Source organism: Krasilnikovia cinnamomea, from assembly GCF_004217545.1.
In the GTDB taxonomy this organism is placed as follows: Bacteria; Actinomycetota; Actinomycetes; order Mycobacteriales; family Micromonosporaceae; genus Actinoplanes; species Actinoplanes cinnamomeus.
Genome location: NZ_SHKY01000001.1, coordinates 3,382,192 through 3,400,643, shown reverse-complemented (window position 1 = coordinate 3,400,643; position 18,452 = coordinate 3,382,192). Strand labels below are relative to the sequence as shown.

The following is an 18,452-nucleotide window of genomic DNA, read 5'->3' as shown; positions in this document are numbered from 1 at the left end:
CAACCGCCAGCTCAACGCCACTCTGCATCGCGTCGCGATGTCGGGGTACGGACTGAGATCCCGAGGTGCGTACGGATTTCGTCCCGAGTTGGTACGGACTCGTTTCCATAGCTGTTCAAGATCGGTGAGATTGCCGAGAGTAGCCAGGGCGCTCGCCGGCTCTACGGCGCCGCGGCGCTCGTGACAGCATTCCCGGATGCGCAAGTCCGTAGCGGTCGTCCACGACCTCGTGTCCCGGTTCTCACCGGTCGACGAGCTCGGCGCCGAGCATCGCGCGTCAGCGCTGGCCTGGCTGGCGAGCACAGACGATGTGTTCCGCCGGGTAAAGCCGACGTCCCCGCCGCAGCACCTGGTGTCCTACGTGGTGCCGGTCGCCGCGGACGGGCGAATCCTGCTCGTCGACCACGTCAACGCCGGGCTGTGGCTCCCGCCGGGTGGTCACGTCGAGGTCGATGAGGACCCCGCGCTGACCGCGCGGCGGGAGATCCAGGAAGAGCTTGGTCTGGGCGATAGGGGTCTTTCGCGGTCGCCGATTTTTCTGACCGTCACGCGCACGGTCGGGCAGGACCACGGCCACACGGACGTCAGCCTCTGGTACGTCCTGGCCTGTACCGGCGACGAGGAACTGCGCCCAGACGCCGGCGAGTTCCACGCCGTCCGCTGGTGGACCCGTGACGAGCTGGCGGCGGCTGATCCGGGCCGCTTCGACCCGCACCTCTTCCGCTTCCTGGCCGCCCTCGACCGGGGCGGGCTGGTCGACGAACTGAACGTAACTACAAAGCAAGGCCAATAGCCGACCCCCGTACTCATTAACTCTGGAAATCGACGCGTACTCAGCCTGGGACTTCAACCCGTACGCCGACGCGATGACCCAGGCCCGCTGTCACCAGCCCGCCAAAGACTTGATCACTCGCCGAAAGGCCCGGTAGCGACGGCGGGCTCAAGGCCCTTCACGTCCTGAAACGACGCCTCTGATGTCATCTACCAAGCTCTCCGAGCCGACACCGCAGTCAGTTCTTGACCAAGGAGCCTTTACAGACCCGGATGTTGGCCACCGTCAGTGGATGTGGCCGGAGCCGGCAGCAGCGCTGCGGCGTCGTCGGGGGCTCGACGCGATGGTGGTGGAGGGCCCCGTACAGGCTCTGCAGGTCCAGTGATGGACCCCGATGCCCGGCCTCCCACGAGGTCCCATAAGGTGATCGTCTTTGTTGATCAACTTGGGGGAGGGTTGATGAGGGAAGAGTCCACAACGGGCCCGGCGCGGAGGCGGCTGGGCCGACTGATGTCGCTGACGACACTGGCCACCGTCGTGTTGAGCACGGCGGCAGCGGTACCTTCGTCTGGTGCGCAGGCAGCTGGTGACGCGCCTTTGGCGCGAGCCGATCTGGCTTCTGCCCTTGCCTCGGCGCGGCAGACTGGGCAGCGCGTGCGCATCTCGGACGCGACGACCAGCAATGCGGAGTTCTTCGCAACCTCTGACGGTCGGGTGGAGGGGGAGATCGCGGCGGGGATTGTGCGGTTCCGCCGCGACGGCTCATGGGTGCCGGTAGATCTCACCCTGGCACGGCAGCCGGATGGTTCTGTTGCGCCGAAGGCGCATCCCGACTCCTTGCGGCTCTCCGGTGAGCGAAAGGAGGGGTCCGGGTTCCTTGCGACTGTTGGCACTGGCGCAGACCAGTTGGCCATGGGTTGGAACGGGGCGTTGCCGGCGCCGCAGCTGGCAGGTAATCGTGCCACATACCCGGAGGCGATGCCGGGGGTCGACCTCATCGTGGACGCCACCGCGACGGGGTTCGAACAGTACGTTGTGGTGAAGTCGCCCGCCGCTGCAGCTCGCGTGCGTGATCTCTCGATCCCGCTGACGGGTTCCCACGTCGCGTCGATCGACAAGGATGAACGCGGGCACCTCCGCGTGCGGGACAAGCATGGCACTCCCCTCGCAGCAATACCGGCACCGGTCATGTGGGACGCCGATGGCCCTGCGAACCGTCCCGTCGCCGCCCGCGCAACCGAGTTGAAGATCATCGCCGCGCCGGCCCCCGCCGTGGCAGGCCGGGCAACGAGGAGCCTCGCGGCCGCTTCCAGCACGACGGTCAGCGTGCGAATGTCTCCCGACCAGGGGTGGCTGACGGACCCCGCCACGACCTATCCGGTGACCCTGGATCCGCAAATCGATCGTCTGCTGACGCCCGGAAGCACCACCGTGGTGCAGGGGTACGAGACCGGATGGAACGATGCGGACTCGATCTTCCTCGGAGCCCTGAGCAGCACACAAGCCGCGCGCGCTCTGGTCGACTGGGACACCACACAGTTGCGCGGCATGGAGATCACCGAGGCGACCGCATACTTCTTCAACTCCTACGCCCACGTATGTGCGCCAGCTCCCTGGGAAATCTGGACCACGAACCCCGCGGCGGAAGGGGTGGGATGGGACGACCAGCCCCGCTGGCTGTACAAGGAGGCAAGCTCCACGCAGACCTCGTGCAGCGGAGACTGGGTATCCATCGACGCAAAGAGCTTCTTCCAGCGCGCTGCGATGGACAGGGCCGAGCGGGCGCACATGGGTATCCGCGCGGGCGACGAGACGGACGTCAACCAATGGAAGCAGTTCTCGTCTCGCAACAATGCCGACGCGAGCCACGTACCCTACGCCCGGGTGGTGTACGCGCCGGTACCGCCCGCGGAGGCTGAGTGGACGCAGGAGCCCGACGTGCCCGCCACGGACGGCTCCAACGTGGCGGAGATCAATCCCGACGAAGAGGCGGCCCAGTCGCTCATCGAGGACCCCGAGGCGGCAGACTCGGGAGGCGTCGGTATCCGGTACGCGCTCGGTACCAGAACGCCGTTGGCGACCGAGGAGTCCTACGAGGAACTCCAGGCTGACCCGCAGCTGCAAGACGTCGAGGAGGGCGATGAATCTGCCGACGACTCGACGGGTCAGGTCCGTGCCGCCACAGCCGACGCCCCCGGCGAAGAGACGTGCAGCGCGATCACGAAGGATCAGTACAGCTGTCTGCGGCCAGGCACGGCCGCTGGTATCCAGCGCAGCGACGCCGAAAACCCCGGTGCGTCAATGCGAGCGCTGGACGCCATGCGCGACGGCGCTCCCATCGAGGACGGAACGCGGGGGGACCTGACCGTCGAGCCCATGCACACCATGGCGGGCTCGGGCATTCCGAAGCCCAAGCAGATGCCCGACATCTGTTACGACCGGGCGCGCGCCTACAACTTCTCGTGGCTGCGAACCCGCTACAGCGCCTGCCGGTCACGGACCTGGGACCAGGACTTCTACATGCTGCGCAACGGCACGAGGACCTGGCTCGGCCAGGCATCGTGGTGGGAGTACAACTATCTTTACACCAAGCGGAACAGTCGGACCTGGGTTTCTCAGGTCAGCATCTCGGTCTACGCTCGGCGCGGCGACACCCTGGGCCTCAAGATCGGACTTGCCGGCCGGGGTGCGAAATGTTCCACCAACTGCACGGTGAAATGGCGCCTTCCCGCGTCCGCGCTGAGCGTCGCCAACAAGGTCGATGGCGTAGCCACGATCAAATCCAACGTGGCCAGGGGCAAATCATCGACGATGACGGCAACCTGGGCGTATCGAATGAGCCTTGGTGACGTGGACGCGAGCCCGAGCATCATCGATGCCAGCGAGAGAGTTCGGTGCGACCAACAACTCAAGGGCTACCCGACGAGCGTGGGGTGTGTCGTTCCGTCGGTGGTACCCACGTTCACCTATTCGCGGACTGGCAACTTCCGGGAACTCGCGCGGCACATCTACGACGCGCAGAACTCGCAGCTGCCAGGGAAGTATCCCTCCGGAACTCCGCTGACACGCCTGACGAGCGACAGATCCATCGCAGCGAACCGCAGGGCCTCATGCCCATCGAGCCTGACCCGGCCATCCGGCAAGACCTGCGACGAATACCCGTTCGCGAGCTCCTACCAGGGCGGCTCAACGGGAGGGGGATCAGCCAGGACGTTCTCCTGGTGCGCGATCTCCGGCACTCCCACCAACGTGACGGGTTCCAGAGGATTCAGCCGATGCATGATCAATGGCGAGCAGAACTCCAAGGGCGGTCGCGCCCTGCAGACGTTCTACTCCCAGAACCGCATCCTCAAGTCTGACAAGTACCGCGTGCGAATCTCCTGACCGAAAGAGGGACCCGCCCGTTCTCCGGGCGGGTCCCACCCCCGAGGAGGACTCATGGAAAGCGATCTGTTCGTCACCTACCACACCTTCGGCCTCGTCGACGGTGACCGCGACTGGCCTGCCGATCTGCCTTCCCCGACCAATGGATTGATCCACCCTTATCCTGGAGGGGCACTCCTCTATACAGGCATCCACACGGGGCAGGTTCACGTCCAGGTCAGGACGTCACCGGCGCCGCCGGCTCAGCTCGACGACAGCCGGGATTGGGAATCCATCGCGGAGGTGTCAGTCGACTCGCCGCAAGGTCGGCTCGCGGTCCGCTCCTTCGAGAACCTGCCCGACCTACCGGTTCTCAGCATCAACGGACGCGGAACGTACCGGGTACGCGCCTACGCCCTCGGGCGTGACACCGACATCGATGGCACGGCAACCACCCCGTTCGAGTACTACCTGATCGAGGTATGGCCGGCCCCGGCCGCGGAAGCCACAAGCTACCGCAGCGTCGACCGCTATGGCGACGAGGTGCTCCACAGCATGCAAGCAGCCGCAAACGTCTCCTCCACGACTGACGAGCCCGATGGAGTCACGTTTGAGGAGTGGGTCTGAGAGCTTTGGTTCGGCAGGTGATGCCAGCCAGGACCACATCCACAGCCGTCGGCGCCACTTTCTGCGGCGGGTAGAGCGCAGTCCTCGCACTGCTCGCCGCGCCATGCCTCCACGCCTTCGCGGACGGCGACAGCGGCGATCACCAACGCGGCAACCGGGTCGGCCCACCACCAGCCGAGCGTGGCATTGAGCAGCAGCCCGACCAGCACGATCGCGGACAGGTACGTGCAGAGCATGGTCTGCATGGAGTCGGCGACCACGGTGACCGAGCCGAGTTCGCGGCGTACACGTCCAACCTAGCCACCTGCGTGGGCGGCGACCTACCTTGTGACCAGGCTGGCGAAGATCGTTGCCGTTATGAGGAAAGGTCCGAAAGGTAGCGGCTTGTTGACGCCTGTGAGGCGCGCTCGGGTCGCGGCGACGATGGCGAAGGGTAGAGCTAGTAGGAAGGGCAGGGCTGCACCGAGGATGACCGCTTCCCATCCCAGGGTGCCGAGTGGGAGCCCGGTCAGGGCCGCGAGGCGTACGTCGCCCATGCCCATCCGGCTGGCGCCGACGGCGACCAGCGCGGTGTAGCCGCCGCCCAGGATGGTGGCGGCCAGCACCGGGGTAAGCAACTGGGCTGGCTGCCCGGCTAGGGCCGCCGCAAGGCACAGCAGTACTGCTATGGCAGCCGCGGCACCGCCGATCAGGCGGGTAGGTAAACGCTGAATCACGACGTCGATCCACGCCAACGACATGCCGACGATGGTGAACACCATCCAGGCCGCCAGCAGAAGCATCTCGCGGGACCCGTGGGGTGGATGCCGCCACGACAGTACTGCAGCCACCAGTGTGGTGCAGCCGCCGGCCAGCAGTCCGCCGAGCCACTGGGTCCGGGGACTTCGTGGCCGGTCGGCGATCCAAACGCCGGCGGTATGGGGCACGAACCCCGCGGCCAGCGCCCCGGACACTGCACCGGTGATCACGAAGTCGGGTGTCATGTGTCGGTCGGAAGTCTTCGTCGCTCGCCGTTGACACGACGCCGGTCGCCGGGTGCGACGGGCGCCATGTAGCGGCGGACCTGCCGGCTGGACCTGCCGACGCGGGCGGCGATGTCATCGGGGTGCATGGTCGGGTCGCGCCGCAGCCAGTAGGCGACCGCGGCGGCGGTGTCGGTGGGGACGACGTCGCGGTCAGCATCCTCGTGTGGTGGCGGATCGGCTGGTCCGCCGGGCCCGTCGGCCGGGATGTCAGAACCGCCGTCAGCGGTGATCCCGCCACCTGCCGGCGGACCCTCCGCGGGTGGGGCGCCGGCCACCTCGGGCGTGGTGGTGTCGCCGCCCTTGGTGGACTCGCCGGCCTGGTTCGGCAGTGCGGTCCGGGCTGCCTGGCCCGCGGTGTCGGCGGGCGACAGGTCGCTGTGGGCGGCGGCATTCCGGCCGATTCTCGGCTCCGGGGCGGCCGGCCTTGGAATGTCGGAGGCCGCCGCGGCTGCCGTCGGTTCCATCGGGAGGCTTGCCGTGGGCGGTGCTGGTGGTGCGTCTGTCGGTTGCGGGGGTGTGATGGGTCCAAGTTCGTGTGCCGCGGGTGGATTGTGGTCGGCGGTTTCGATACGGCCGGAGAGCTCGACGAGGCAGATGCTGGCCACGACAATGAGGCCGTCGACGGACAGCGGCAGCAGGTACGGCGAGGCGCCGGTTTCGCCGTATCGGGCGGCGACCGCGGTCATGTGCCAGTAGGACACCCAGGCGGCGATCCCGGCGATGACGGTGGTCGCGAGCAGCCGGACGGCTGCCAGGGACCGGCGGTAGACGGGCACGCGGGAGATCAGTTCAACGGTGAGCAGCAGAGCGAGTGGCGGCCAGGCGGCGATGGCCTGACTGATCGGGTTGGGCAGCGCGTGCAGCATGTTCGCCGCGACGGACGCGGCGACACCGACGACGAGCGCGACGCGTACTGCCCAGCGCAGCCGTCCCCACCGCTTCGTCTCGTCGCGGACGCCCTGGCGCCGAACCGCCTGGGCGGGAACGGCAACGGCGGCCGCAGGCACGGCCGGCGGCTGCTGTGGGACGTCGGCGTGGTGGGCCGGCCGCGTGCCGTTGAGCATCGTGGCGGTCATGTGGCACCTCCGGGTCCTGGCTGCAGCGGCACTCGGCGATGGCGGGTTTGCAGGTCGGCGACGAGTGTGTCGGCCAGCGCGAGGGTGTCGTCGCCGGGTTCGACGTCGAGTTCGGCGGCGGCGGTCGTGACGGCGCGGCGCAGCGCGCGGATGTCGTCGAGGTGGCCGAGCCGGGCGTGGGCGCGCATCGCGGCCTGGTAGAGGTTCTCGGCGTAGGGGTGCAGCCCGATCGCGGGGGTGAGGATGGCCAGTTGTTCTTCGGGTTGGTCGGTGAGGGCGTCGACCAGGGCGGTGGTGGCGTCGAGAGCCTGCCGGCGGACGGCCTCGCGGTAGGGCTCGATCCACAGGTAGTCGTAGCCCTCGGCGAGCGCGCCGCGGTAGGCGGTGACGGCGCGACGCAGCGCGGCGATCCGCTCGACCGGATCGGCGGTGGCGGCCTCGGTGATCGCGGCGCGCATCTGCCACAGGTCGACCCGAACGGTGGCGGGGTTGAGCAGGTAGCGCAGCCGTGGATGGGTGACGTACTCGCCCGGGCCGCCGTTGTGGCGCAGGACGCCGCGCAGGTCGGAGACGTAGGTGTGCAGCCGGTGCCCGGCCTTGCTCGTGGGGGCATCGGGCAGCAGATCCTCGAGGATGGCGTCGACGGTGGCGCTGCCGCCGTTGGCGGCCAGGTAGACCAGCAGTTCCAGGGATTTGGGGCGAGGTGCCCGTTGGGGGTCGGCGTCGACGATCGCGGCGCCGCCGAGGACGGTCACGTCGGCCCTGCCCGGCAATACCACGGTGGTCTCTGCGCCGCCGGCGATGTCGGCGGCAGGGTCAGCCGGCGGGTGGTCGGTGGCCGGTGTGGCGGCCTCGCGGCCTACTGATGCAACCGGCTCGCTCGGCGCGGGCAACGCCGGCTCTGTTTCGTCGTCAGCGGCACCCGCGCCCTGCGTCTGCTCGAGCGTCCCAACCTCGGTGGGTTCGGCGGGGTAGTGATTGCTGGAAGGCGCGCTCGCCGGGGTGGCCTCGCGGGTCGCTTCGGTGGCGGCGGAGGCCGCGTTGTCGCGGGCGGGGTCGGAGGCTGACGTCGCGGGGTGGGGATCGGTGGGGGCCGGTGGCTGAGGTCGTCCGGTGTGGGATTCGGCGAGGGTGGTGATGAGGTCGGCGGCCTCGGTGGGGTCGATGACGGTGAGGCGTCCGACGTCGGCGGGGTGGGTGCCGTGTCGGGTGGCGTCGCCGTCGGCGGGGCGGGTGGTGCCGTCGGTGGCGACGTCGATGGTGTCGCCGTCGGGCCAGTCGCCGAGGATGACGCCGTGGATGTCGAGGCGTTGTCCTTGGGCGAGTAGGGCCGCGACGCGGGTGCGTTCGTGGCGGCCGGTGGTGTCGGCGATCAGCAGGATCGGTGGCAGTGGTTCTTCGTAGGGGTCGGCGGTGCGCAGGGCGGCGACGTCGTCGACTTCGTGTTGGTAGACCAGTCGGGTGCGGTGCAGGGTTTGGGTTTCGAGCAGGTCGAGGGCTTCGTCGAGGCCGGCGGTGACGGTCAGCCTCGGGGTGTTCGGCAGGGTGACGGCGGCGGCGCCGAGCAGGGTGGCGGCGGTGGCGGAGGCCATGACGACCCAGGTGCGGGCGTCGGGGTGGTCGAGGCCGCCGCCGGCGAGGCCGGCGACGAAGAATCCGCGGGCTGCTGCGGCGGCGCCCGGCCCGACCAGGCCGGCTCCGGCGGGCGGCCATACCGCGGCGAGGGGGTGGGCCAGGGCCGGTACAACGGGGACCGGCGCTGGCGCGCCGTATTGCGCGCCGGCCACGTCGGGGACGTCGCCGGTGTCGACTTCGGACGTGTCAAGCTCGCCGATGCGGGGGGCCGAGTCGGCGCTCGTAGCGCCGCGGCCGGGACCGTCGGCGGGGTCATCGTCGTCCCGGTCCGGGAACAACGCGTCGGCGTCGGTCGGGCGGGGGGCTGGTTTGCGGAGGCCGCGGCGGATCTGGGTGACGACGGGTGGCTGGGGGGCGAGGTCGAGGTCGTCGGCGTGTGAGGGTGTCCCGAGCGGTCGGGGGGTGTAGCGGCGACGTCGGTGCGCCCAGACGAGGGCTGCGGCGGCGGCGATCGCGAGGCCGAGTCCGAGGTCGATCCAGCTGCCCGAGAGCAGGGAGACCCCGCGAGGGCTGCCGCGGTCGGCGGCGGGCGCGTCGGTGGGGTTGGCGCTCGGTTCGGTTGCGGTGGTGGGGGTGGAGGCCCGCGGATTGGCGGTTGCGTTGGGTGGCGTCGCCGGGGCGGTTCCGTCGCCCGGTGCCAGGTCGGTGGCCGCGGGCGGGGTCGTCGGAACGGATCCGGTCGCAGCGGACGCCGTCGCGGCGGTGGGCGTCGCGGGGGTGGTCGGCGACGGGCTGGTCGCGGTGGGGTGCGGCGGATCGGGCTTCGGATGCGCTTGTTTCGGTGGGCCGCTACGGACGTCTGCGCCGTGGGGTGCGGTGGCGTCGTCGGGCAATCGCAGCGTCCAGCCTGGGTAGATGAGGTTCGGGTTCCTGAGCGTGCCGCCGACGTCGGCGAAGTGGGTGCCGCGGTTCAGCGCGTAGATCTCGGGCCACCGGTTGGCGTCGCCGAGCCACTGCCTGGCGATCTCGGAGAGGGTGTCGCCGCGTTGGACGGTGTAGGTGTACGCGCGGCCGGCGGCCACGAGTGTCAACCGGCCGCGAGGGATGCCAGCCCGCGTCGCGTGGGGTTCACGGGCTTCGGTGTGCTGACGGTCAGCCGGCCATTGTTCGGCGGCCGGCCCCACTCCCGCCGGTACGGCCCGGACGGGCTGCACGACGGTCGGGACCTGGGCGCGGTGTTCCACAGCTTGGTGCTCGGTCGCGGTGGCGGGGGCTGCCTGGGCCGGCGGGGACAGGCCGGGGGCGGCCTGTGCGGCGGTGGCGAGCATGCCGCCGGTGATGAGCGCGACGAGCAGGGCGGCCAGCCCTCGTGCGGGGGCGAGGGCGCGGGGTTGGGGCAGTCGTATTCCGGTGAGGGCTGCGGCGAGTTCGGCGAGTGTGGACCACGCGAACGAGGCCCAGGCGAGCCACAGCATCGCGGTGAGCAGGGCGCCGAGGGTGCGGTCGGTCATCGGCGAGGTGAGCAGGGTGCTGATGTCGGCCCAGGAGGGCGGGTGGGCGGGCCAGGGCCGGTCGAGGTAGTGCAGCAGGGCCCAGGGCGGCGCGGCGAATAGCAGCGCCAGCACCGTCGCGCCGGTGAGCCGGCGCAGGGTGGAGGTGAGCGACGCGAGCACGGTGGGCTTCTTCCGACGGGGTGGTCTGGTCAGGTGGCGTTGGTGACTCCGGTGGCCGCGGTGGCGGCGGCGGTGGCGTCAAGGGGGATCGTGGTGACGCCGATCAGGTACAGCAGTTGGGTCCGCCGGACGCCGGTGACCGTGACCGTGACGGCCGCGGTGGTGGCGGTGGCGGTTCCGGTGGTGCCGGATCGGGCGAGGAAGCGTTGAGCCGCGCCGACGGCGGCGTCGGGGTCGAGTTGGACGACACCCGTGTTGCGGTAGGTGGCGAGGTCGATCTCGCGGGCGCCGGCGCGGGCGGCGGCCTGGGCCCGATCGTAGAGGCGGACCTGGTCGGCCATGGCCATGCCGGCGTCGAGGACGAGTCCGGCGAGCAGGATCACCATGAGCGTGCCGACGACGGTCCAGGGGGTGATCATGCCGCGGTCGTCAGCGCGTAACCTGCCGCGTCGGCGCCGCAGCCGGGCGGTCCACGGCAGCGCGGGCGCGGGCGACGCTGCCGCAACGGGCACTGTGGTCGGCGGTCTCATGGCGGTGTCCCCCGATAGGTATCGAGCGGCTGGGTGGCTTCACCGGTCACCGTCATCGCACCGGGCATTCCCACGCCGAAGAGATCCCGCAGGGCGACGGTGCAATCGACGGTGACGGTGACCTGGCCGCCGGGGGCCATCGACCCTGCGTTGACGCGGACGGCGCGGGGACGGCAGGTCAGGGTGCGGCCAGTCAGCGTCGCGGCGGCGGCGTCCTCGGCGCCCGCTGCGGCGGCGCCCGGCGTGTAGGCCAGTGATGCCTGCCGGGCCGCCGCGGCGGCGGCCGAGTTGACGTCCATCTGGGCCGACACGATGCGGGCGACGGCGATCACGGCCACCACCGTCAGCACCATGATCGGCACATAGCCGAGCGCGACCTCGACGAAGACGGAGCCGCGGTCGCCGGACAGCCGCCCGCGCATTACCCGGCGCCACCGCGGGCCGCTCATCGCGGGGCTCCAAACGGGGCGACGGCGAGGGTCTGCGGCCGGAACCGCTCGGTGGGGGCGCTGACACTGGTCTGAATGGGGATGCGGACGCCGAACAGTGCGGGGGCATGGCCCCGGATGGTGACGGTCGCGGTGTCGGCGCTGCGGGTCACGGTCACGGTCGGGTCGTCGATGAAGGCTCCGGCGAGCTGCTGCAGGACCGCGGTGGCGTCGCCTCGCCCGGCGGCGGCGGTACCGTCGAGCACCCGGGTGGTCTGCAGGGCATGGTTGGCGGCGTGCTGCGCTCCGAGTTGTCCCAACGCCCACATGCCGACCTGCATGCCGAGGGCGAAGACCAGCAGTAGCAGCGGCCACGCGACGACCATCTCGGCGGTGACGGATCCTCGGTCGCCGGACATGCGGGCGCGCACCCGGGCCCACCCACGAGGTGCCCGCAGACCGGTCGTGTCCGGCGGGGGGACACGACCAGCTCTGCGGATCTCGGACTGTCGGGAGGACGGCATGAGCGCTCACATGCCGCCGAAGGTGAGAGCGTTGAACCAGTCCGACAGTTTGCCGGTGAGGATCGGGTAGACGATCAGCACGGCGGCGATGACCGCAGAGATCCAGAGGACCTTCTCCGTGGTCTCACTGCCGCGCTCGTCGGATTCGCGCAGCGTGTGCAGCCGGCCGGTCAGTGTCGTCCGCAGCAGGATCAGCGTGGTCATCAGACGGTGGCGGTTCATCATCGGGTTCCTTCCTCCGTGGGTGCCGGGTGGCGGTCCGGCAGGTGAGCATTTCGGGCAGCGTGGTACTCCCCCGCGCAGTCGTGGCTGCGCCGGTCGTCGATGTTGGGTCCGGAGATGAAGGGCCGTACGGGTCGTTCGGCCTCTGTCAGAAGCGGCTGATGGCGGCGATGGCGGGATAGAGCAGGAAGGTCATGTAGGCGAGGGCGAGCAGCATCACGGGCAGGGCCATGCGTTCGGTGGCGGAGTTCGCCTGGGTTTCCTGCGCGGTGCCCTGGTGGGCGCGCAGCGTCGCGGCGCGGGCGGTCAGCGAGGTGCGGATGCGGGCGCCTTCGGCGCCGGCGAGGTTCATCGTCGCGGCGAGTTCTTGCAGCTCGACGACGCCGGTGTCTTCGCCGAGTTGGCCGAGGGTGCGCCACGGGGGAACCCGCAGTAGGCGGGAGGTGGCCACGGCGTGGTGGAGGCGGGCGGCTGCCCAGCCGTTGGTGTCGGTGCAGGCGTCGTCGAGCGCCTGTTCGAGTCCGGCGCCGCCGGCCAGGGAGATGACGACCAGGTCGAGGACGGCGGACAGGGCGTGCCGCAACTCGGCGCGACGGCGTGTCGCCTCGGCGTGCACGGTGGATTCGGCCAGCCACCAGCCGCCCGCCGCGCCGGCCAGGGACACCCACAACGGTGTGGTGGGGCCGAAGGTGCTGCTGGCGTCGGTCAGGACGGCGACGGCGAGCGGGGGCAGGATGAGTCCGGCGATCACGGCGAGCATCTGGTCGGCCAGGTGTATGGCTACCGAACGTTCGAGTACGGCCAGGTCGGTGCGGGTCCGCGCCGAGGGCAGGCCGAACGCCCGCAACGGCGCCGACAGGGCGCGGGTGCGTGTCGTGGTCGGTGGGTCGAGGGGGGCGGGTGGGCGATGCAACCCGGCCAGGGTTTCGGCCAGGGTCGGCCGCGCCGGGACCAGGCCGGCGACGATCAGGAGCAGGCCGAGACCGGCGACGCCGCCGACGATCAGCGCAGAGGTATTCATGCGAGCCTCCCGGTCGCGGCGACGATGACCGAACCGCCCGGATTTGCATTGGCGAGGATGCGGGGCGGCTGCTGGATGCGGGACGTGCGGGCCATCCACACGAAACCCGCGGTGAAGATCCCGCCCACGGCGAGCAGGACGATCTGCCCGGTGACGGTGCCGTACGGGGCGAGGAAGCCACGGTTGAGCACCAGCAGACCGAGGATCATGGCCACGGTGGTGCCGGTGATCATGCGGGCGGTGGTGCGGGTCGCGGCCCGTTTCGTGGTGACGCGCATCCGGATGGACGCCTGCTCGCGGGCGGTACTGGCGAGGCTGCTCAGGCAGTCGGTCAGCTGACCGCCGTGGTAGCCGGCGGCCTGCAGCAGCGCGCGGACCACGAGGTCGCCGGTGGGATCGGCCAGGTCGCGGGCGAATACCCGCAGGGCGTCCGTCAGCCGGATTCCCGCTCGCGGCGCCGCGGCCAGGGTTTGGACGTGAGCCCGGATCGGCAGCGGGGTGACCGGGGCGGTGGCGGCGATGGCCTGCTCGAGCCCGGCCGCCGAGGACAGGGTGTCGCGCAGCAGTTCGGCCCAGGTCGCGATCGCCTCGATGCGGGCCAGGTCCTGCCGCGACTCACGGTCGGGACCCAGGATCCGCGGCAACGCCCACACCGCGGCGGCGGTGAGGATCGCCGCGACCGGCCAGCGGGTAGCCAGGGCCGCACCGACGCCAGCCGCGGCGGCGAGCAGCGCCCGAGTGCGATCCGCCGCGGTGAACCCCGGCCGGTGCCGGGCCGGGGCCGGCCCGGCGGGTCGGCGGCGCAGCCCGTCGAGGATCAGGGTGAGCCCGGCGGCGCAGACCAGCCCGAGCAGGATCGGCGTCAGCTGCATGCTCACCACCGGTCCTGGTGCAGCAAGCTCGGGTCGAAGCCGGCCGCGACGAGGTCGTCGAGGGTGTCGGTGCGCATGGGTGAGCCGGGTCTCGCACGCCGGTCCGGGCCCGGCCGGTAGATCTCGTTGGAGGGGACCTGCTCACCGGTGGTCTCCAGAACCTGCAGCACGGAGGAGACGACGCGGGTGCCGTCGGTGGCGACGTCGAGGAAGACGACGAAGTCGACGGCCTGGCCGATGAGCATGTTCGCGGCGTCGAACGTGAGCCTCTCCGGGGCGGCCATCACATACATGCCCAGGCGCAGCAGTGCCTGCTTCGCATTGCTCGCGTGGATCGTGCACATCGACCCGTCGTTGCCCTGCGACATCGCGAACAGCATCTGCAGGGCCTCCGCGCCGCGGGCTTCGCCGACGATGACCCGGTCGGGACGCATCCGCAGCCCCCACTTGACCATGGTGGCCATGTCGATGCCGCCGACACCTTCCAAGTTCGGTTCGCGCTGCTGCAACGCGGTCGCGTTCGGGTGCGCGTCGAGGTCCTCGTCGAGGCCCAGTTCGAAGGCGTCTTCGACGGTGACGATCCGCTCCAGGGGATCGATCTCGTAAGCGGCGGCCCGCAGCAGGGTGGTCTTCCCGATTCCCGTCCCGCCGCAGAAGACGATGTTCTTGCGGGATCGGACCATGGCGGCGATCAGCGCCCGCAGTGCCGGGCTGAGCTCGCCGCGCTCGAGCAGGTCATCGAGCGTGACCCGGTTGAGAGTGTTGCGGCGGATCGAGAGGCTGGGGCGCTTCGCGACCGCCATCACCGCGAACAGCCGCTGGCCGCCGGGAAGCCGCAGCGACAGTGACGGGCTGCCGCGGTCGAAGCGGCGTTCCTCCTGACCGCTGCGGGCGGCGGCGATCTGGATCAGATCGATCAGGTCGTCGTCGCTGGCGGCGACCGGGGCGGCCCGAAGGCGCTGGTTGTCGATGGTGCGTACCCACACGTTGTCGCAGCCGTTGACGAAGATGTCCTCCACGTGGGGGTCGTCGACCAGGCGCTGCAGGGCGCCCAACCCGGTGAACGAGTCCCGCAGCGCGCGGGCCACCGCGGCCTCGACGTGCGGCGACAGCGGCGCTCGTCCCTGGCTGATATCGGCGCGGGCGTTGGTGTCGATCTCCTGGGCGATGAACAACGCGATCGCCTGGTCGCGTTCGGTGTCGCTCATCGTTCCCGCGGCGGCGAGCTTGTCGCTGATGGCGGCACGCAGCCGGGCGACGACGTCCAACGGTGCCGGCACGCGCTCGCCACCTCGGCCGGCACCCTGGCTGGCACCGTGGCCGTTCACGGCGTCGACGACGTTCGGGGTGACGGTCATGACACCGTCCTCAACTCAGTCGGTTGCGGTGCCGCAGCGAGCTGCCCGGCGAGGACCTTGAGGGCCTGACCGAGGCGGGTCCGCACCCATGCCCGGCCGGTCATCCGGCCGGTCAGGGCGCCCGCACCCCACCGGTCGTGCGGTAGCTCCGCCCAGACCGGGGCGCCCAGTTGGTCGGCGATCTCCGGCGGCGAGTAGCGGCTCTTGCCGGTCACCGCGAGGCCGATCACACCAGGACGTGCCGCGCGCTGCAGGTCAGGCAGACGGGTGAACAGGTGATTGAGGTGCTCGTCGCTCGGGTGGGTGACGAGCACGACCGCGTCCGCAGCCGGGAGCAGCCGGAGGGCGGGACTATCGACGTAGAGGCGTCCGAGGTCGAGGACCACGACGGGGGCCAGGTGTCGCACCGCCGCCTCCGGATGTGCGGCCAGGACGGCGACGGCGCTGGCCGCCTCGCGGGCGTCGCCGGGTCCGGCGATCACGTTGAACCCCAGCGGCAGCTGCTGAACGAACAGGGCGGCGCCGATGACCGGGGCGCCGTGGCGGGCCGCGGCGGCCAGGCGGTTCAGGCCGGGTCCCTGCGACAGCCCGAAGCGGGCGGCGAGCACACCGCCGCAGGGATCTGCCTCGACCGCCAGCGCGGGATGCTGCGGCCACAGCGCGGCCATCCCGAGGGCCGTGCAGGACGCCCCGGGTGCCCCGGACACAGTCCCGACCCCGATCACAAGCGGTTCGCTCTGCATGTCTGCGTTCACCGCGGGGCTCCGATCTGGACGAGCGACGCGTCGCCGCTGGCCGAGGCGATCGTCTCGGCGCTGTCGGCGGCGAGCAACAGGGTCACGAGCCGGGTGCCGACCTGGTCGGCTCCTGTCGACACGGACACGACGGTGGCTACCGCCCGCCGGGTGCCGTCAGTGTTCTTCGCGGCGCCGTTGCCGGAGGCGGTGTTCTGGCCGGCGTTGCTCGGCACCACGAGCACGACGACGGTGGCGCCGGCGGTCAGTTCGGCGGGCGCCCGGCCGGGCTTGACGGCCAGCGCGATGACGGCCTGCCCGCTAGGCGGCCACGCAGCGGGTCCGACCTGCGCAGCGGTCAGCAGTACTCCCTGCGGGATCGGCGCGGCAGCGGTACGGCCCACGACCTGGCTGCGGCTGCTCGCCGCGATCAGCGCCAGACCGGACGTGTTCGCGACGCGGACAACGGTGAGGTCGCTGTCGGTGATGGGTTTGCCTGCGGCGATCGGGCGGGCCGTGGACAGGAACGCCTCGTCGGCGTGCTGGCGCAGATCCACCTGCCAGAACACGACCACCGTCGCGATCACGATCAGCACTCCAGCGGCGATCCTCCTGCCTGAGCGTCGACCCGAGCGGCGCGTGACCGGCAGCGCGGCGGGCGGGGGTGAGCTCGCCCCGCGGGCCGCGGCCGGGGGAAGGGAACGGTCGGTCCTGACGCTCATGCCGCCCTACTTTCCATTGCAGGCCCGTGGCTGGTACTCGTGCGGGCTGACGCAGACGAGGCAGGTACGGCTTCCATGCTGGCTGCCATGCATGGCGAGGGGTGCTTGGCCGCCTGTCTCGTTTGATCTTGCTGACCGCTGATCGGGCTCCGCCCCGCACCGGTCAGCTCCGGCAGCGCGACGAACGGCAGCTTGCGGCGGCGGGCCGCCCGCCACGGTCCCCGGCCCGCACGCGGTGTGGGAACCGCGGGGCGATCTTCCAGCCCTGATTTTGGGCGCACGGAACCTAGCGCCATGACCAACGTCCTCCCCAACTGGGCGCTTCTACTGATGGATTTTGCTTGCTGTTTAGCGGCTGATGACCGCCTGGGACTCCTGCACTCGGGTCTGCACGTGACCAGTCGTGCTCAGCCCCGGCACCGTGCCGGTCTGACCCGCCCCCGCCCAGGTCACCTCCCACGTCACCGTCACGGACACCGTGTAGGCGCCGCCCGCAGCGCCTGCCGAGGAACGTCGGTAGACGTAGCCGCAGTCCGGCGACGCCGCTTTCGGATCGGTGCCCGGCTTCCACGCCGTACCTGGCCCGTCACAGGCCCGAGTGGAGCCTTCGCCCATCGACCAGGCCGCCGTCACCGGCCGTGCGGTCGCGGTCACGCTCACCCCCGGCACTGAGGCTGTGGCCGACTGTGTCTTCCACGACGCCTTATCGAGGGCCAGCCAGACTGGCAGATTGACGAGCTGGTCACCGGGCGGGTTCATCCAGATCGTCACCTCGGGCAGCCGCAGCTTCGCCCGCGCCTGCCGCGCGAGGATCTCTGGCGATACCGCAGGCGGCGCGCCCGGGATCCATACCGGACCACCGAAACCGGTTGTGGCCGGCCCGTCCGGGCCGTAGCAGACCTTCTGGTACCAGCCGCCCTCCTCGGAGGGCTGACCGCCGAGGTTCTCGATCATGGTCGGCGACAGATCGGCTGGCTTGTAGTAGCAACCATCCGTGCCAGCCCAACCTCCATCCCGCTGGCACGGGATCTCCTTGCCTTGGGGATCACGGCACTTGCCGTCACCACCTTGACCGCCGCTGCCGCCCTCGCTGCCTCCTTTGCCGGGCCGCCCCGGCGTGCCCGCATGGATGTCGCAGGCTGGTCGCGGGTCTTGCTTGCTGCATTGCATACCGCCGGTGCCGTCATCGGCTCTCGCCGCTGGCGCCAGTGTCCCCGCGACAAGCAGGCCGACGAGGAGCGCCAGCAGCAGATGCGTTCGGTGTCCTAGCTGCATGTCCCTGACTCCTCCAAGAGGAAAGAGCTGACCTTCCACGTGTTGCCGGTGAGCTTCACCGTTGCGGTGGTCCGGTGCTTGCCGCCTGGCTTGTCGTCCGCCAGGCCGCCCGTTGTCTTGTACTTCAGCCACTTCGTGGAGTCGACGCAGTCCAGGACCGTCACCTCGTTGGGTGCCTGGGCGGGCTTGGCGCCGGTTACCTTGGGGTTCAAAACCAGATCGCCTTTCGTGACCTTGCCCTGCTCGCGGTCGGTGTAGAGGGAGCTGGTGATCAATCTCAGTGCTTGGTCCATGGCGTACTTGCGCACACCTGGTGCTTCGGGGTCGGATGTTTTCGCCGCCTCCACGACAGCACTCCACATGCCGCGGTAAGCGATCAATGCATCGCGCTCGGCGGCGGCATTTGGTCCGAGGCTCGGCAACGCCGACGGTGACGGCTGCTGGGTGGCCGGCGCGACTTTCGGATTGTCGGAGCTGCACGCCGCGCTGAGCAGGACAGAAGCGGCGACGAAACCAACCAGAACCGGACGGGTGAACACCGGCATTACCTCCCCCACTCGGGTACGGCCCCCTTCAGGAAGCCGCTGCGCGACTCTTACACTGGCTACTGAGGACCGACCATCAACGTCACAAGCAGGTGTGGACCTCCCCCGCG

The 18,452-nt window shown here is 70.3% G+C and carries 17 protein-coding genes and 1 pseudogene; 3 read left to right on the top strand and 15 right to left on the bottom strand.

The genetic code is table 11. The features are described from left to right. The first annotated feature begins 196 nt into the window (after positions 1–196). From EV385_RS15370 to EV385_RS15360, 3 genes are all read left to right on the top strand, one after another. A complete protein-coding gene (locus tag EV385_RS15370; RefSeq protein WP_130510081.1) occupies positions 197–793 on the top strand; it encodes an NUDIX hydrolase in 597 nt (198 codons plus the stop codon). Positions 794–1,231: 438 nt separating this feature from the next. Further along, positions 1,232–4,156 (top strand): DNRLRE domain-containing protein, encoded by a 2,925-nt coding sequence (locus tag EV385_RS15365; protein ID WP_165449489.1) that lies wholly within the window; start codon positions 1,232–1,234, stop codon positions 4,154–4,156. A 54-nt stretch (positions 4,157–4,210) separates the two neighbouring features. Then, on the top strand, positions 4,211–4,762 hold the full coding sequence (locus EV385_RS15360; RefSeq protein ID WP_130510079.1) for a hypothetical protein: 552 nt from the start codon (positions 4,211–4,213) through the stop codon (positions 4,760–4,762). Positions 4,763–4,803: 41 nt separating this feature from the next. Here the strand turns inward: EV385_RS15360 and EV385_RS15355 are convergent. From EV385_RS15355 to EV385_RS15285, 15 genes and pseudogenes are all read right to left on the bottom strand, one after another. Continuing rightward, positions 4,804–5,052 (bottom strand): annotated as a pseudogene (locus EV385_RS15355) (hypothetical protein); the annotation flags it as partial. A 30-nt stretch (positions 5,053–5,082) separates the two neighbouring features. Beyond that, positions 5,083–5,745: an A24 family peptidase gene (locus EV385_RS15350; RefSeq protein ID WP_130510078.1), complete on the bottom strand. Its 663-nt coding sequence runs from the start codon at positions 5,743–5,745 to the stop codon at positions 5,083–5,085. Beyond that, a complete protein-coding gene (locus EV385_RS15345; RefSeq protein WP_130510077.1) occupies positions 5,742–6,863 on the bottom strand; it encodes a DUF2637 domain-containing protein in 1,122 nt (373 codons plus the stop codon). Before EV385_RS15345 ends, EV385_RS15350 begins: the two co-directional genes overlap by 4 nt. Further along, complete coding sequence (locus EV385_RS15340; RefSeq protein ID WP_130510076.1) at positions 6,860–10,111, bottom strand: BTAD domain-containing putative transcriptional regulator; 3,252 nt, start codon at positions 10,109–10,111, stop codon at positions 6,860–6,862. The genes EV385_RS15345 and EV385_RS15340 overlap by 4 nt, the downstream gene beginning before the upstream one ends. 29 nt (positions 10,112–10,140) lie before the next feature. Next, positions 10,141–10,530, bottom strand: coding sequence for a pilus assembly protein TadG-related protein (locus tag EV385_RS15335; RefSeq protein ID WP_242624906.1), 390 nt, complete (start codon positions 10,528–10,530; stop codon positions 10,141–10,143). Between the two features lie 107 nt (positions 10,531–10,637). Further along, positions 10,638–11,063 (bottom strand): TadE/TadG family type IV pilus assembly protein, encoded by a 426-nt coding sequence (locus EV385_RS15330; protein ID WP_242624905.1) that lies wholly within the window; start codon positions 11,061–11,063, stop codon positions 10,638–10,640. Positions 11,064–11,086: 23 nt separating this feature from the next. Further along, positions 11,087–11,488: a TadE family protein gene (locus EV385_RS15325; protein ID WP_130510073.1), complete on the bottom strand. Its 402-nt coding sequence runs from the start codon at positions 11,486–11,488 to the stop codon at positions 11,087–11,089. A 111-nt stretch (positions 11,489–11,599) separates the two neighbouring features. After that, complete coding sequence (locus EV385_RS15320) at positions 11,600–11,815, bottom strand: hypothetical protein (RefSeq protein ID WP_130510072.1); 216 nt, start codon at positions 11,813–11,815, stop codon at positions 11,600–11,602. Positions 11,816–11,963: 148 nt separating this feature from the next. Then, positions 11,964–12,836: a type II secretion system F family protein gene (locus tag EV385_RS15315; RefSeq protein ID WP_130510071.1), complete on the bottom strand. Its 873-nt coding sequence runs from the start codon at positions 12,834–12,836 to the stop codon at positions 11,964–11,966. Continuing rightward, on the bottom strand, positions 12,833–13,708 hold the full coding sequence (locus EV385_RS15310; protein WP_130513336.1) for a type II secretion system F family protein: 876 nt from the start codon (positions 13,706–13,708) through the stop codon (positions 12,833–12,835). Before EV385_RS15310 ends, EV385_RS15315 begins: the two co-directional genes overlap by 4 nt. Positions 13,709–13,710: 2 nt before the next feature. Next, entirely contained in the window at positions 13,711–15,066 is a 1,356-nt protein-coding gene (locus tag EV385_RS15305; protein WP_130510070.1) for a TadA family conjugal transfer-associated ATPase, read from the bottom strand. Next, entirely contained in the window at positions 15,063–15,734 is a 672-nt protein-coding gene (locus EV385_RS15300; RefSeq protein WP_130513335.1) for a CpaE/TadZ family protein, read from the bottom strand. Before EV385_RS15300 ends, EV385_RS15305 begins: the two co-directional genes overlap by 4 nt. 83 nt (positions 15,735–15,817) lie before the next feature. Beyond that, positions 15,818–16,522, bottom strand: a complete 705-nt coding sequence (locus EV385_RS15295) for an SAF domain-containing protein (RefSeq protein WP_130510069.1) — start codon at positions 16,520–16,522, stop codon at positions 15,818–15,820. A gap of 348 nt (positions 16,523–16,870) precedes the next feature. Beyond that, a complete protein-coding gene (locus EV385_RS15290) occupies positions 16,871–17,797 on the bottom strand; it encodes a hypothetical protein (RefSeq protein WP_207229835.1) in 927 nt (308 codons plus the stop codon). Then, a complete protein-coding gene (locus tag EV385_RS15285) occupies positions 17,788–18,342 on the bottom strand; it encodes a hypothetical protein (protein ID WP_242624903.1) in 555 nt (184 codons plus the stop codon). The genes EV385_RS15290 and EV385_RS15285 overlap by 10 nt, the downstream gene beginning before the upstream one ends. Between the last annotated feature and the right edge of the window lie 110 nt (positions 18,343–18,452).

Bases quoted from the DNA above. Each gene is read 5' to 3' on its own strand.
- EV385_RS15370 (WP_130510081.1), top strand. From the start codon at position 197: ATGCGCAAGTCCGTAGCGGTCGTCCACGACCTCGTGTCCCGGTTCTCA.
- EV385_RS15365 (WP_165449489.1), top strand. From the start codon at position 1,232: ATGAGGGAAGAGTCCACAACGGGCCCGGCGCGGAGGCGGCTGGGCCGA.
- EV385_RS15360 (WP_130510079.1), top strand. From the start codon at position 4,211: ATGGAAAGCGATCTGTTCGTCACCTACCACACCTTCGGCCTCGTCGAC.
- EV385_RS15350 (WP_130510078.1), bottom strand. From the start codon at position 5,745: ATGACACCCGACTTCGTGATCACCGGTGCAGTGTCCGGGGCGCTGGCC.
- EV385_RS15345 (WP_130510077.1), bottom strand. From the start codon at position 6,863: ATGACCGCCACGATGCTCAACGGCACGCGGCCGGCCCACCACGCCGAC.
- EV385_RS15335 (WP_242624906.1), bottom strand. From the start codon at position 10,530: ATGATCACCCCCTGGACCGTCGTCGGCACGCTCATGGTGATCCTGCTC.
- EV385_RS15330 (WP_242624905.1), bottom strand. From the start codon at position 11,063: ATGCGCGGGCGGCTGTCCGGCGACCGCGGCTCCGTCTTCGTCGAGGTC.
- EV385_RS15325 (WP_130510073.1), bottom strand. From the start codon at position 11,488: ATGTCCGGCGACCGAGGATCCGTCACCGCCGAGATGGTCGTCGCGTGG.
- EV385_RS15320 (WP_130510072.1), bottom strand. From the start codon at position 11,815: ATGAACCGCCACCGTCTGATGACCACGCTGATCCTGCTGCGGACGACA.
- EV385_RS15315 (WP_130510071.1), bottom strand. From the start codon at position 12,836: ATGAATACCTCTGCGCTGATCGTCGGCGGCGTCGCCGGTCTCGGCCTG.
- EV385_RS15310 (WP_130513336.1), bottom strand. From the start codon at position 13,708: ATGCAGCTGACGCCGATCCTGCTCGGGCTGGTCTGCGCCGCCGGGCTC.
- EV385_RS15305 (WP_130510070.1), bottom strand. From the start codon at position 15,066: ATGACCGTCACCCCGAACGTCGTCGACGCCGTGAACGGCCACGGTGCC.
- EV385_RS15300 (WP_130513335.1), bottom strand. From the start codon at position 15,734: ATGGCCGCGCTGTGGCCGCAGCATCCCGCGCTGGCGGTCGAGGCAGAT.
- EV385_RS15295 (WP_130510069.1), bottom strand. From the start codon at position 16,522: ATGAGCGTCAGGACCGACCGTTCCCTTCCCCCGGCCGCGGCCCGCGGG.
- EV385_RS15290 (WP_207229835.1), bottom strand. From the start codon at position 17,797: ATGCAGCTAGGACACCGAACGCATCTGCTGCTGGCGCTCCTCGTCGGC.
- EV385_RS15285 (WP_242624903.1), bottom strand. From the start codon at position 18,342: ATGCCGGTGTTCACCCGTCCGGTTCTGGTTGGTTTCGTCGCCGCTTCT.